This is a genomic window from Halobacillus sp. ABD4_316, assembly GCF_056161385.1.
In genome coordinates, this window is record NZ_JBSWZA010000002.1 from 20,133 (window position 1) to 33,785 (window position 13,653).

10 protein-coding genes, 2 tRNA genes and 1 other annotated feature are annotated in these 13,653 nt (G+C 50.3%); of the genes, 2 read left to right on the forward strand and 10 right to left on the reverse strand.

The genetic code is table 11. The annotated features are described in order from the left end of the window. Nucleotides 1–101 precede the first annotated feature (101 nt). Nucleotides 102–174: transfer RNA gene (locus ACXAJH_RS07275), tRNA-Arg, on the forward strand. Nucleotides 175–320: 146 nt separating this feature from the next. Here ACXAJH_RS07275 and ACXAJH_RS07280 read toward each other — a convergent pair. The 6 genes from ACXAJH_RS07280 to guaB form a co-directional block, all read right to left on the reverse strand. After that, nucleotides 321–413: transfer RNA gene (locus tag ACXAJH_RS07280), tRNA-Ser, on the reverse strand. Between the two features lie 196 nt (nt 414–609). Next, nucleotides 610–1,884 carry a serine--tRNA ligase gene (serS, locus tag ACXAJH_RS07285; RefSeq protein ID WP_474970165.1) on the reverse strand — a complete coding sequence of 425 codons (1,275 nt, stop codon included), beginning with the start codon at nt 1,882–1,884 and terminating at the stop codon, nt 610–612. Between the two features lie 44 nt (nt 1,885–1,928). Beyond that, nucleotides 1,929–2,142 (reverse strand) — a binding site (T-box leader). 35 nt (nt 2,143–2,177) lie between these two features. Further along, nucleotides 2,178–2,768: a pyridoxal 5'-phosphate synthase glutaminase subunit PdxT gene (gene pdxT / locus ACXAJH_RS07290; RefSeq protein WP_474970164.1), complete on the reverse strand. Its 591-nt coding sequence runs from the start codon at nt 2,766–2,768 to the stop codon at nt 2,178–2,180. 17 nt (nt 2,769–2,785) lie between these two features. Next, nucleotides 2,786–3,670 carry a pyridoxal 5'-phosphate synthase lyase subunit PdxS gene (gene pdxS, locus ACXAJH_RS07295; protein ID WP_027955848.1) on the reverse strand — a complete coding sequence of 295 codons (885 nt, stop codon included), beginning with the start codon at nt 3,668–3,670 and terminating at the stop codon, nt 2,786–2,788. A gap of 119 nt (nt 3,671–3,789) precedes the next feature. Further along, complete coding sequence (locus tag ACXAJH_RS07300; protein WP_474970163.1) at nt 3,790–5,121, reverse strand: serine hydrolase; 1,332 nt, start codon at nt 5,119–5,121, stop codon at nt 3,790–3,792. 94 nt (nt 5,122–5,215) lie between these two features. Beyond that, the gene (gene guaB, locus ACXAJH_RS07305) at nt 5,216–6,685 is read right to left on the reverse strand and encodes an IMP dehydrogenase (protein WP_206934994.1); all 1,470 of its coding nucleotides are present in this window, start codon (nt 6,683–6,685) and stop codon (nt 5,216–5,218) included. A gap of 53 nt (nt 6,686–6,738) precedes the next feature. Between guaB and ACXAJH_RS07310 the strand changes: the two genes are divergently transcribed. Continuing rightward, nucleotides 6,739–7,572 carry a YaaC family protein gene (locus tag ACXAJH_RS07310; RefSeq protein ID WP_474970630.1) on the forward strand — a complete coding sequence of 278 codons (834 nt, stop codon included), beginning with the start codon at nt 6,739–6,741 and terminating at the stop codon, nt 7,570–7,572. Nucleotides 7,573–7,590: 18 nt separating this feature from the next. Here ACXAJH_RS07310 and ACXAJH_RS07315 read toward each other — a convergent pair whose 3' ends face one another. The 4 genes from ACXAJH_RS07315 to remB all read right to left on the reverse strand — a co-directional run bounded on the left by ACXAJH_RS07315 (nt 7,591) and on the right by remB (nt 13,649). Further along, a complete protein-coding gene (locus ACXAJH_RS07315) occupies nt 7,591–8,691 on the reverse strand; it encodes an HD-GYP domain-containing protein (protein ID WP_474993487.1) in 1,101 nt (366 codons plus the stop codon). Nucleotides 8,692–8,765: 74 nt separating this feature from the next. Continuing rightward, nucleotides 8,766–11,306 carry a DNA gyrase subunit A gene (gene gyrA / locus ACXAJH_RS07320; RefSeq protein ID WP_474970160.1) on the reverse strand — a complete coding sequence of 847 codons (2,541 nt, stop codon included), beginning with the start codon at nt 11,304–11,306 and terminating at the stop codon, nt 8,766–8,768. Between the two features lie 72 nt (nt 11,307–11,378). Beyond that, nucleotides 11,379–13,301 carry a DNA topoisomerase (ATP-hydrolyzing) subunit B gene (gyrB, locus tag ACXAJH_RS07325; RefSeq protein ID WP_474970159.1) on the reverse strand — a complete coding sequence of 641 codons (1,923 nt, stop codon included), beginning with the start codon at nt 13,299–13,301 and terminating at the stop codon, nt 11,379–11,381. Between the two features lie 63 nt (nt 13,302–13,364). Next, complete coding sequence (remB, locus tag ACXAJH_RS07330) at nt 13,365–13,649, reverse strand: extracellular matrix regulator RemB (protein ID WP_027955855.1); 285 nt, start codon at nt 13,647–13,649, stop codon at nt 13,365–13,367. Between the last annotated feature and the right edge of the window lie 4 nt (nt 13,650–13,653).

Here is a 13,653-nt window from a genome sequence, read left to right on the forward strand (position 1 = left end):
ATCCACCTGTCGGAAGTAACAGGCGGAGATGCATTTTCATCAAAAGGATTCCTTTGCAATCTCTGGATTCTTTAGTATAATATGACTCGTACGCTTCTCAGGCCCCCGTAGCTCAGGGGATAGAGCATCGGTTTCCTAAACCGTGTGCCGCAGGTTCGAATCCTGCCGGGGGCATTCTCTATAAACATCAGCACTCTGCCTGATCCAGGCAGGGTGTTTTTTTATATCAGCATCATTTGGGCAAAAAAAAATCGTTACACGTAGTAACGATTTCTGTTCTATAAATCTCCAATATTTATGCGCGATTGTTATAAATAAAATGGCGGAGGAGGAGGGATTCGAACCCCCGCGGGGCGTAAACCCCCTGGCGGTTTTCAAGACCGCTCCCTTCAGCCAAACTTGGGTACTCCTCCGTGTGACCGACAAGTAATATATTATCATGGCCTGTAGTGACCGTCAACACTCTCCGTAAATTTTTTATAAAAATTTGTCGAAAGGATCCAGATGATGCCACCTCGTAATTATACAAAGCCCCGGCGCTGCAGTCAAACCTGTGTCTCCCTATAATAAAGAGCGGCGTGGAGGCACTCCCGCCGCTCTTCTGCTGTTTTATCGGATGACTTCTTTTCCACCCATATATGGGCGGAGGACTTCCGGTACAACGACGGTACCGTCCGCCTGCTGATAATTCTCAAGAATAGCGGCGACGGTACGGCCGATCGCAAGGCCGGAACCGTTCAGCGTGTGGACAAATTCCGGCCGTCCTTTTTCTTCACGGCGGAAACGGATCCCGGCACGACGCGCCTGGAAATCCTCGAAGTTGGAGCAGGAGCTGATTTCCCGGTAGGTTTCCTGACTCGGGATCCACACTTCGATGTCGTATTTCTTGGCGGCTGTAAATCCAAGATCACCGGTACACATGCTCATGACGCGGTAGGGAAGCTTCAACAGCTGAAGGACCTTTTCAGCATGCCCGGTCAATTCCTCAAGCACATCGTAGGATTCCTCAGGTTTTGCCAGCTGGACAAGTTCGACTTTGTTGAACTGGTGCTGACGGATGAGTCCGCGCGTGTCACGTCCGGCAGAGCCGGCTTCAGAGCGGAAGTTGGTGCTGAAGGCGACAAATTTCTGCGGCAGGTCCTCGCTGGACAGAATCTCTTCCCTGTAGTAGTTCGTTACAGGCACCTCTGCGGTCGGGACAAGGAAGTAATCCCAGTCTTCAATCTTAAAGGCGTCTTCTTCGAATTTCGGCAGCTGGCCCGTTCCTGTCATAGATGTACGGTTGACCATCTGTGGCGGAAGCATTTCCTGATAGCCGTGATCATCGGCATGCAGGTCCATCATGAAGTTCAGCAGCGCACGCTCCAGGCGGGCACCGATGCCTTTATAGAAGACAAACCGGCTGCCGGTTACTTTTCCTGCGCGTTCAAAGTCGAGAATACCAAGGTCTGTGGCGATATCCCAGTGGGGTTTCGCTTCAAAATCAAAGACAGGCGTTTCTCCAGAGCGGCGGGCTTCGATGTTATCCTCTTCATCCTCTCCGACAGGTACGCTTTCATGAGGGATGTTCGGAATGGATAAGAGGAGCGTTTCCAACTTCTCTTCCACTTCCTTCAGCTCCGTGTCGAGCGTTTTGATACGGTCGCCGACTTCACGCATTTCCTTAATCTTGTCATCGGCGTCCTCTTTGTTTTTCTTCAGCTGGGAGATTTCCTTGGAAACGTCATTCCGGCGCGCCTTCAGCTCCTCAGTCTCCTGAATCAGCTCACGGCGCCGGCTGTCGAGTTCACCAAAGGCATCTAAATCAGAGAGATCTTCGCCCCGCTTCTCCAGCTTTGCTTTCACTTCATCAAAGTTCTGACGTAAAAATTTCATATCCAACATGTGTATGTCCTCCTTTTTTTCATATAAAAAAACTCCCGTCCCATATAAGGGACGAGAGCTTTGTTTATGCTTCCCGCGATACCACCCAGGTTGAAGGTTCATGACCTTCCGGCTCGACTCATAACGGTGAGGGGCCGGTCCAGCGTTATCAGCCGGACACTCAAGGATGGATTCACATGGCTCTTCCGTCAGTTTTCACCAGCCACTGACTCTCTGGAGGAAGAGGAACATGCTACTATGTCCTGTCATCGCGTTCATTCTTATTTGGTGATCTTAGATTAGCTGAATTCACCTTACATTGCAAGGCTTTTTCGGGATTGCTCCACCATTTTTACAAAATGTAAAACTAACCGGTGGTCATCTGTCAGTTCAGGGTGGAAGGAACAGGCGAGGTAATGGTCCTGCTGGGCAGCCACAATATGACCATCATAGCGGGCCAGTACCTTCGTCTCTTCTCCTACTCCCTCGATATAAGGAGCTCGAATGAACACAGCTGTAAACTGATCGGCGACTCCGTCGATATTCAGGTCGGCTTCAAAGCTTTCCCTTTGTCTGCCGAATGCATTACGGCGGACTTTGATATCCATGAGTCCGAGATGGACATCATACGAGCCGTCAATTTCAGAGGCAAGCAGGATCAACCCTGCACACGTACCGAAGATCGGCTTCCCCTGCTTTCCGAATTCACGGATCGGTTCAAGGAAGTCATACTTATCAATCAAACGGCGGATCGCTGTGCTTTCACCGCCGGGAATAATCAGTCCGTCAATGTCCTCCAGCTGTTCTTTTCTCTTAACAACAACGCCGGTGGCACCAGAGGCTTCTACGGAGCGGATGTGCTCACGAAAAGCTCCCTGCAGACCTAATACACCGATAGTAGTCATGCTGCATTCTCCTTTTCTTACTGACTGCGCTCCTGCATACGCTGATCAGGAGTAAGCGTGGACATTTCCATGCCTTTCATCGCTGTGCCGAGTCCTTTGGACAATTCACCGATCAGTTTGTAATCGTCGTAGTGAGTGGTAGCTTCTACAATCGCACGGGCAAACTGAGCAGGGTTGTTGGACTTGAAGATGCCGGAACCGACGAATACGCCGTCCGCACCAAGCTGCATCATAAGCGCAGCATCAGCTGGTGTCGCAATTCCGCCTGCAGCGAAGTTGACGACAGGAAGGCGGCCTTCTTCACGGATTTCCATAAGAAGGTCGAATGGTGCACCGTTTTCCTTGGCAAAGACCATCACTTCGTCTTCTGCAAGGCTTTGAAGGTGACGGATTTCTGATTGGATCTGACGCATATGGCGGACAGCTTCCACGATGTTTCCTGTTCCCGGCTCACCTTTTGTACGAAGCATAGAGGCGCCTTCACGGATACGGCGTGTAGCTTCACCGATGTTACGGCATCCGCAGACGAATGGAACCGTGTAATCATCTTTTTTGATATGGTAGATCTCATCAGCCGGAGTCAGTACTTCACTTTCATCGATGTAGTCGACACCCATCGCTTCAAGGACACGGGCTTCTGCAATATGGCCGATACGTGCTTTGGCCATGACAGGGATGGATACAGCATTCATCACTTCTTCAACAATTGTCGGGTCAGCCATACGAGCTACGCCGCCGGCCGCACGGATGTCGGCTGGAACACGCTCAAGGGCCATAACCGCCACCGCACCTGCTTCTTCTGCAATCTTCGCCTGCTCTGCATTGACAACGTCCATGATGACGCCGCCTTTCTGCATTTCAGCCATTCCACGTTTTACGCGATCAGTACCTGTTTGTGACATGTTAATTTCCTCCCTAACAGCTATATCGTTCAAGCATTTATTTTTGAATCATAGATTCTTACTCTCTATTGTATCGCATCTCAGCCTTAATTCCCACTCATTAAATAGGGATTTTACCGTTAGAACCAGCCTTTCACCATATCGACGGCCCCTGTGAAAATATCACTGAAGAATTCACCGATTCCACCAAGCATCAGCATGAACCAGTTGGCTTTCTCCACCGCTTCTGAAGTGACGATATCAACCGTCTGTCCTTCTTCCTTCACAAGGTTTCCGTAGCTTTCGTCCCCTGTATAGACAAGCTTGGCTGTTCCGACTTTCTGACCTTTCTCAACAGGCGCCACAAGCTCGCCGTCTTCGTTGAGCTGATCTTCAGAGATGACAAACTCCACCTCATATTGTTCTTGTTCGCCGCTCTTTAAAAGGGTGCTCAAAGCTTCACTCGTCTCAATCGCAACAGACTCTTCTTTTCCTTTCGTCACAGAAAGAGAATCCTGATCCTCAACTGTTTCACCGGCAGCCAGAAGTTCCTGCCTTGTAAACTGGTTGAATCCGTAATCAAGAAGCGTCCGTGTCTGATTGAAACGGGAGGAACGTGTTTCCGATTTCATCACAACAGAGATGAACCGCTGGCCATCACGCTCAGCTGTACCTGTAAATGTGTTGCCGGCAAGTTCTGTATAACCCGTCTTCAAGCCGTCCATACCTTCGTATTCAAACTGCTTCAAGTTCTGCCCCGGCATACCAGGAAGCATCCAGTTCCAGTTGGTCACCGTCTGATCGGCGAATTCCAATGTAGGCTTGCTGGAAACCTCCAGCGCTTCCGGATAGTCGTTCGTCAAATGATAAGCCAGCAAGGCCGCCGATTTGGCCGACATCATATTGGTGGCATCCGGATCAGTGCCTTCAGGATAGTTGTCCCCCAGATGGTTATTGTTCAACCCGGTGGCATTGACAAACTCATAATCCGGCAGTCCCATTTCCTCTGCCTTGGCATTCATCATCTTGACGAATTCGCCTTCGGTTCCAGCTACCAGTTCAGCAAGCGCAATCGTCGTTGCGTTATCCGAGTTGATCGCCATCGCTTCATAAAGCTCACGAACCGTGTATTGTTCATCTAAACGTAAGCCGACACCGGAGAATTCCGGATTGGCTGATATATCAAAAGCATACTGACTGACAGGGGTCTTCTGATCCCAGCTGATTTTCCCCTCTTCCACAGCCTCCATGACGAGATATTCCGTCATCATCTTCGTCATACTGGCCGGCGGCAGTGTCAAATCCGCTTCTTTCTCAAACAAAATTTTCCCGGTTTCTGCATCTACAAGTATCGCTGATTTTGCCCCAACATCTACGCTTGCGTATGTATGTCCGGGATTGGCACTTACAGCGAAAATCCCGATCAACAAGGACATGATTAAGGCGATAGATGTTTTAAATCTTTGTGTCACTTTCTCTACCTCCACCCTTTAATTATGCATCCCTGTTATTTTATCACATGCGTATATAAAAGAATAGACAGGGAATAGTCCCTGTCTATCTAGGTCAAACGGAGTAGTTCGGCGATTCTTTTGTAATCTGGACATCGTGGGGATGGCTCTCTCTGAGTCCTGCTCCTGTGATGCGTGTGAACTGGCTGTCCGATCTCAGAGAATCAAGATCCGGTGTTCCACAGTACCCCATACCAGAACGGAGACCGCCGAGCAGCTGGTGGATGCTGTCGGCCAGAGGTCCTTTATACGGCATACGGCCTTCAATGCCTTCCGGTACAAGCTTTTTCGATTCCGATTCGTTCTGGAAGTAACGGTCCTTGGAGCCGGACTCCATCGCACCGACGGAACCCATACCGCGGTACACTTTGAAACGGCGTCCTTGGAAGATTTCTGTTTCTCCAGGGCTTTCGGATACTCCGGCAAGCAGGCTTCCGAGCATAACCGCATGTCCACCGGCAGCAAGCGCTTTGACGATGTCACCGGAATATTTAATACCGCCGTCGGCAATGACCGGCTTACCAAGTTCCGCCGCTTCTCTCGCACAGTCATATACCGCTGTGATCTGCGGCACGCCGACACCAGCGACAACACGGGTCGTACAGATGGATCCAGGTCCGATACCGACTTTAACCACATCCGCTCCTGCTTCAATCAGTTCGCGGGTGGCATCAGGAGTCGCCACGTTTCCAGCGATAATGTTGACGTGCGGATGACGGTCGCGGATCCGTTTCACCTGTGCGATGACGCCCTGGGAGTGGCCGTGGGCTGTATCGACAACAAGAGCGTCCACACCCGCTTCGACAAGCTTATCAATCCGTGTCATCGCATCGGCTGTGACACCGACAGCGGCTGCACACAACAGGCGTCCCTGCTCATCCTTGGCCGACTGCGGGAATTCAATCACTTTCTCGATATCCTTGATGGTAATCAGACCTTTCAGGATACCCTGATTATCGACCATCGGCAGTTTCTCGATCTTATATTTCTGAAGAATCTTTTCAGCTTCATCGAGTGTTGTCCCTACAGGAGCTGTGACAAGGTTTTCGCTCGTCATCACTTCCTGGATCTGAATGGAATAGTCTTCAATAAAACGGAGGTCACGGTTTGTCAAAATGCCGACAAGCTTCTGCTCTTCTTCATTGTTCACAATCGGAACACCGGAAATCCTGAATTTGCCCATCAAATGCTCGGCATCAAACACCTGGTGCTCGGGAGTTAAAAAGAATGGATTCGTGATGACGCCGCTCTCGGAGCGTTTGACACGGTCGACGTGTTCCGCCTGCTCTTCAATAGACATGTTCTTATGAATAACACCAAGACCACCCTGGCGTGCCATTCCAATGGCCATCGCCGCTTCAGTCACAGTGTCCATACCGGCACTGATAATCGGCATGTTCAGCTTGAGCGTCGGTGAAAGTTCTGTCCTCAGGGATACATCGCGGGGCAGTACATCAGATTTCGCAGGTAAAAGCAGTACATCATCAAACGTTAATCCTTCTTTTGCAAACTTGTCTTCACGCATGCTTGACCTCTCCTTTTTCTTAAAAATAATCTGGGTATAAGTGGGTAAAATAAGTGGAACAGCAGGAAGCTACCATTTCTTATTGTTATTTACAATACGACAATGACCGCCCTTTTTCAACCATAAAAATGAAGGCGGAGCAGCGGATCAAGAAGGAGGGAAGAACGATCATGAGACGGCCGGATTCTTTTTTGCAGTACATGCAGGTAACTTCTCACACCCGTCCATTTCTGCATGCCTGCTATACGGATGGGAAGCATTCCAGAGTGGAGCACCATGCCTACAACAATGCGGAGCGGTTCATGTACGGCCTCACTCTCGGGGGAGAGTATGTCAGTTCTGCTTCCTCCACCCCCTTAAGTGTGCAGCCTCTACTTTTATATTACGGCCTGAACCATTATTTGAAGGCTTGTCTATTGACGGTGGATCCCGGCTATCCGGCTACAGCCAAAGTGCTTGCCCATGGTCTATCAACAAGGAAAAGAAAGAAACAGCAATACCGTTTTCTTGAAGATGAGATCCGAATTCAGCCGCACGGGCTGTTTCCCCATGCCGCGTTTCATCTGTTCGATTTTTCCGCAGAGAAAGAAAAGGCAGCCATGGATGAACTGCTCCGTCCTTTACCAGCTATGCAGGAGCTTTACTCGTTGAAAAAATGTCAGCTGGAACGTGAAGGGACGGCATGGCCGGAACTGCTCAGCTATTTCGCCGTTCTCTACAACCTCAGTATGCTCGTCCGCTATGAAGGGGATTGGTGGGGAGAGATGGAACAGATGCGGGACAGGGAGGATTACGTCTTTATCGTTCATTTTCTGCAGACCGCGATGGATCAGGTGCCGGCATTGATCAGCACATGGTTAAAAGACCGGCACCTGTCCATACAATGACAGAGGCCGGTCTTTGATTCAATCGTACACTTCTTCAATATGAAGCTGGAGATATTCCTTCAACTGGATGATATCCCCGGTTTCCAACAGCTTGATCATCGGCCGGGTCGGATGGGACATTTCCGCAAAAAGAACTTCCGCTTCCTGCTTATCCGAAAGGCGGACTTTTACGCCTGTTGAGAAATTGGCGATTTCTTTTTTCAGCGTTTCTATGACTTTATGGTCATACCTGCCGAAATGTTCATGCAGCAGTTCCTCTAATACTTTATACGGGGACTGCTTCGAACGGTAGATCCGCTCACTCGTCATCGCATGGAACATATCGCAGACAGCAATGATCTGGCTGAACGTATGAATCTTTTTCTTCGTCAGTCCAAGCGGATAGCCGGTGCCATCGAGACGCTCATGGTGCTGGAGGACGGCGAGTTTTGCCTGACTGCTCAGAGACGGAATGCGTTCAATGGCGCGGTAGGAATAGGTCGGATGATTTTTCACCTGTTCGTATTCCCGTTCCGTCAGGGCGCCCTGCTTATGAAGGATACGCTGATCGATTTTCGCCATTCCCGCATCGCACAGCACGCCGGCCAGGCCGACCTGAATCCACTCTCCGTAATGGAACCCAAGTTTAGAGGCCAGATATCCGGCCATCACGCCTGTCGCTATGCTGTGGTGATAGATATAGTCCTCGCTTGTGCTTAGATGATGAAGGTGAAAGACTTCCTTGGAAGCAGACGCCGTTCTTTCCAATAGAGGGACCATGACGCTGCGGACGGCTCCCATATCGACAGGCGACCCTCCCTGCCATGCACGGAACCACTCCCTGCACGCTTCGACGGCTTCCCTGTATTCATCCTGGAAGGAAAGAACGGCCTTCGTTTGCCTTCCGGAAAGAGAGGAGGCTGCAGAACCTTTCTTCTCTCCCGCTTCCCCGGCTGTAAATGGACGGCCGTCCACTTTACGGGTGGCCACCTCCACGTACTCGATTTGGAAGCTTTTCAAAACATCAATATGAACCGGGGTTAATGTCGTATTTTTAGGGATGATCGGTCGATGGGTACGCCCCATCACATCCTTGATAAGCAGGCAGCCGGTCTCCACTTTTTCAGAAGCCACTTTCATTATTTTCCTCCACCCTTCCAATAAGGTATAAAAAAAGCCGCCTGCCGCAAAGGGACAGGCGACGATCATGTGTTTTATGATTCATCTGAAGGATCTTCTGTTGTTTCCGGCTGACCTTCGACCACCGGCGTCTCTTCCGGAGACTCCGGGTCCATCAGCTCTGCTGCTTCCTCTTCTTCCTTCTCGGAATCCACTCGTGCAACCGTTGCAACTTCCTCCCCGTCGCCGAGGCGGATGAGACGGACACCTTGTGTGTTCCGGCCGGTTTCAGAGATGGTTTCCATCGGCATACGGATCAAGACGCCGCTTTCGGTGATGATCATGATATCCTCTTCACCGTTAATGGCTTTCGTTGCGACGACATAGCCATTTTTATCCGTCAGGTTACATGTGATGATTCCTTTACCACCACGGTTGGTGATGCGGTATTCATCTGCCGGTGTACGCTTGCCGTAACCTTTACTTGTCACGGTCAGCACCTGCAGGGAATCATCAACGATTTCCATGGATACGACATCATCGTCTTCACGGAGCGATATTCCCTTCACTCCTGCTGCTGTACGGCCCATGGCACGGATTTGATCTTCGTTGAAGCGGATCAGGTACCCGTTCTTCGTTCCAATCATAATGTCCTTGTTTCCATCTGTCAGGCGGACGGAAATCAATTCATCATCCTCACGCAGTCCAAGGGCAATCAGACCGCCTTTACGGATGTTGGCAAACTGGGAAAGGGTCGTCCGTTTGGTAATCCCGTTCTTCGTTGTGAAAACGAGATACCAGTCATCAGCGAATTCGTTGACGGAAATCACGGCGTTGATCCACTCATCACGCTCCACGTTCAGCATGTTGATGATCGGAATTCCTTTCGCTGTACGGCTGAACTCCGGTACTTCATAGCCCTTCGCCTTATAGACCTTCCCTTTGTTCGAGAAGAACAACAGCGTATTGTGGGTGGATGTGGAAAGCAGATGCTCCACAAAGTCCTCTTCATGGGTACCCATGCCCTGCACTCCGCGTCCGCCGCGGCGCTGGGAGCGGTAAGTGTTGGCCGGAAGACGCTTGATGTATCCCTGGTGGGTCAGAGTCACAATGACCGTCTCCTCAGGAATCAAGTCTTCGTCTTCAATGAAGTCTGTACCGCCGAGCACGATTTCTGTGCGGCGCTCATCATTGTAGCGCTCTTTAATATCCATCAGTTCCCCGCGGATGATTTCCAATACTTTCTCATCATCTGCAAGAATCGCTTTCAATTCAGCGATCAGCTTCATAATATCCTGGTATTCTTCTTCGATCTTTTCGCGCTCAAGACCAGTCAGACGCTGCAGACGCATATCAAGAATCGCCTGGGCCTGCTTTTCTGAAAGGCTGAAGCGTTCCATCAAGCCTGTGCGGGCGATTTCCGTCGTCTGGGATTCACGAATCAACGCGATCACTTCATCCAGATGATCAAGAGCAATTCGTAAACCAGCAAGGATGTGGGCCCGGGCTTCGGCCTTTTTCAGCTCATACTCTGTACGGCGCCGGATGACGACCTTCTGGTGATCCAGATAATATTCCAGGCACTGCTTCAAGTTAAGCACTCTCGGGTGGCCGTTGACGAGGGCGAGCATGTTAATGCCGAATGTGGACTGCAGGGCCGTCATTTTGTACAGGTTGTTCAGCAGTACATTCGGGTTGACGTCCCGGCGCAGTTCAATGACAATCCTCATGCCGTTCCGATCTGATTCGTCACGAAGATCGGTAATTCCGTCCACTTTCTTATCACGGGCGAGGTCGGCGATTTTTTCGACGAGCCGGGCTTTGTTCACCTGATAAGGAAGCTCGGTAACAATCAGGAATGGTTTACCATTGGACTGCTCTTCGATTTCCACATGGGCGCGGACGGTCAGGGAGCCTTTTCCGGTTTCGTACGCTTTACGAATCCCGCTTAAACCAAGAATTTTACCAGCTGTCGGGAAGTCCGGTCCGTAAATATGGTTCTCCATCAATTCCTGGATGGTAATCTCCGGATCCTTACTTAACGCCAGCACCGCGTCGATCACTTCCCCAAGCTGATGGGGCGGAATGTTGGTCGCCATACCGACGGCAATTCCTGATCCTCCGTTGACGAGAAGGTTCGGGAATTTGGCTGGAAGCACTTCCGGCTCCCGCTCCGTGCCATCGTAGTTGTCGTTGTAGTCTATCGTATCCTTGTTGATATCCCGGAGAATCTCCATGGAGATCTTCGACATCCGGGCTTCGGTGTAACGCATCGCTGCCGCTGCATCGCCATCGACAGAACCGAAGTTTCCGTGTCCGTCGACAAGCATATAGCGGTAGTTGAAGTCCTGCGCCATCCGCACCATCGTATCGTAAACGGCGGAATCACCGTGAGGGTGGTACTTACCGATCACCTCTCCGACAATACGTGCGGATTTCTTGTAAGCTTTGTCTGCATGCATACCGAGGTCGTGCATGGCATATAGTATTCTGCGGTGTACAGGTTTCAAACCGTCTCTGACATCAGGCAGAGCCCGGGCGACGATAACACTCATCGCATAGTCCAGGAAGGATGTCCGCATCTCCTGGCTGATATTGATTTCCTGCACGCGCGGGCGCTCGGGTTGATCGACCATTCTATTTACCTCCTAGTTGCCTTAAAGGAAGAGAGGAGCCTTATGAAAAAAGCTCCATCTCCGATCTATCTCTTACACATCAAGGTTCTGAACATACTGCGCATTTTCCTGAATGAAGTTACGACGCGGTTCCACTTTGTCTCCCATCAGGATATCAAACGTTTCATCCGCTCCAATCGCATCTTCCAGGCTGACCTGCAGCATCGTCCGTGTTTCCGGATCCATTGTCGTTTCCCAAAGCTGCTCCGGGTTCATCTCTCCAAGACCCTTATAACGCTGGACGCTTGGTTTCGGTGAACTGGACAGCTCCGCCAGTTTCGCATCCAGCTGTTTGTCGCTGTACGTGTAGTACACCGCTTTCCCCTGCTGGATTTTATAAAGAGGCGGCTGGGCAATGTAAATGTAGCCCGATTCGATCAGTGGACGCATGTAACGGTAGAAGAAAGTGAGAAGCAGCGTCCGGATATGGGCGCCGTCCACATCAGCATCCGTCATGATCACGATTTTATGGTAACGGGCTTTGGAAATATCAAATTCTTCCCCGATTCCTGTACCGAGGGCTGTAATAATGGCCCGGACCTCATTGTTGGACAGGATTTTATCAAGGCGGGCTTTTTCCACGTTGATGATTTTACCACGCAGCGGAAGAATCGCCTGGAAATGACGGTCCCTTCCCTGTTTGGCTGATCCACCCGCGGAGTCACCCTCAACAATATACAGTTCTGATATGTTGGCATCCTTGGAGGAGCAGTCCGCCAGTTTACCAGGCAGGTTGGAGACTTCCAGCGCGTTTTTACGACGTGTCAGTTCACGAGCTTTCTTCGCAGCCATACGGGCCCGGGAAGCCATCAGACCCTTTTCGACAATCGTCTTCGCCATCGTCGGGTTTTCAAACAGAAACTTTGAGAAGGATTCCGAGAACAGCGCATCGGTAACGGTACGGGCTTCACTGTTTCCGAGCTTCGTCTTCGTCTGCCCCTCAAACTGGGGATCCGGGTGCTTGATGGAAATAATCGCTGTCAGACCTTCACGAACGTCATCACCGGTCAGATTCGGGTCGGTCTCCTTGAACATACTGTTCTTTCTCGCGTAATCATTGATGACACGGGTCAGTCCGGTTTTAAATCCGGATTCGTGTGTCCCGCCCTCATACGTATGAATGTTGTTGGCATAGGAATAAATATTGCTGGCGAAACCGTCATTGTACTGCATAGCGATTTCGATCGAGATTTCATCCTGCTCCCCTTCGATGAAGAACGCATCATGAATCGCTTCACGGGTGCGGTTCATATGTTCAACGTAGGAAAGAATGCCTCCTTCGTAGTAGTAATCGACGGGATCTTCATCCGTACGTTTATCTTCAATCGTGATCGTCAGGCCTTTGTTCAAAAAGGCAAGCTCACGCAGCCGGTTGGCCAGGACCTCAAACTTGTATTCCTGCGTTTCCTGGAAGATTTCATCATCAGGGATGAAATGGATACGGGTACCGGTTTGATCGGTCTCCCCGACTACTTTCAAGTCTTCTTCCGGTACGCCGCGCTTGTAGGACTGGTAGTGGATCTGACCATCACGGTGGACGAAGACTTCCAGTTTTGTAGACAGGGCGTTTACGACAGAAGCACCAACACCGTGAAGTCCTCCGGAGACTTTATAACCGCCTCCGCCGAATTTACCTCCGGCGTGAAGAACCGTCAAAATAACCTCGACAGCCGGACGTCCGGTTTTTTCCTGAATACCGACAGGAATCCCGCGTCCGTTATCCGTAACGGTGATGCTGTTGTCTTTTTCAATCATGACCTGGATGTGGTCACAATGGCCGGCCATCGCTTCATCGATACTGTTATCGACAATTTCCCACACGAGGTGGTGCAGCCCTTTTTCATTGGTGGATCCAATGTACATGCCGGGACGCTTCCGAACAGCTTCCAGACCTTCAAGCACCTGTATCTGACTTTCATCATAGGTCTGCTGTTCTTCGATAATATCTTCCTTCATGGTACTCACCTACATTTCTCAAGTGGTTTGACAGTAATCTCTTACACCAAATGTTCTCTCTATCTATTCCATCGGCTCTTCGGAAAAATCCTCGAGCTTGTTCAGCGTCGTCATCATGTTCGCCCGCTTTTTCAGCGTGTACACGGAAAGAGGACTGAAATAAATAACATCACTGGTAATGACGATGGCTTTTGCCTGATGTTCCTGTGATTCTATGACGCGTCTGTTTTTCCGCTGGCTGACGATCATTTCCTCGATGATGGATGAGGAGGAAATCAAACTATGATCGATAATAGCCACGACATCCTTCGACTGAATCACATGATCATCCCCAATGTGAATAAACATGCGG

Bases quoted from the DNA above. Each gene is read 5' to 3' on its own strand.
- serS (WP_474970165.1), bottom strand. From the start codon at position 1,884: ATGTTGGATATGAAATTTTTACGTCAGAACTTTGATGAAGTGAAAGCA.
- pdxT (WP_474970164.1), bottom strand. From the start codon at position 2,768: ATGACTACTATCGGTGTATTAGGTCTGCAGGGAGCTTTTCGTGAGCAC.
- pdxS (WP_027955848.1), bottom strand. From the start codon at position 3,670: ATGTCACAAACAGGTACTGATCGCGTAAAACGTGGAATGGCTGAAATG.
- guaB (WP_206934994.1), bottom strand. From the start codon at position 6,685: ATGCGTGAAGACAAGTTTGCAAAAGAAGGATTAACGTTTGATGATGTA.
- ACXAJH_RS07315 (WP_474993487.1), bottom strand. From the start codon at position 8,691: ATGAAAGTGGCTTCTGAAAAAGTGGAGACCGGCTGCCTGCTTATCAAG.
- gyrA (WP_474970160.1), bottom strand. From the start codon at position 11,306: ATGGTCGATCAACCCGAGCGCCCGCGCGTGCAGGAAATCAATATCAGC.
- gyrB (WP_474970159.1), bottom strand. From the start codon at position 13,301: ATGAAGGAAGATATTATCGAAGAACAGCAGACCTATGATGAAAGTCAG.
- remB (WP_027955855.1), bottom strand. From the start codon at position 13,649: ATGTTTATTCACATTGGGGATGATCATGTGATTCAGTCGAAGGATGTC.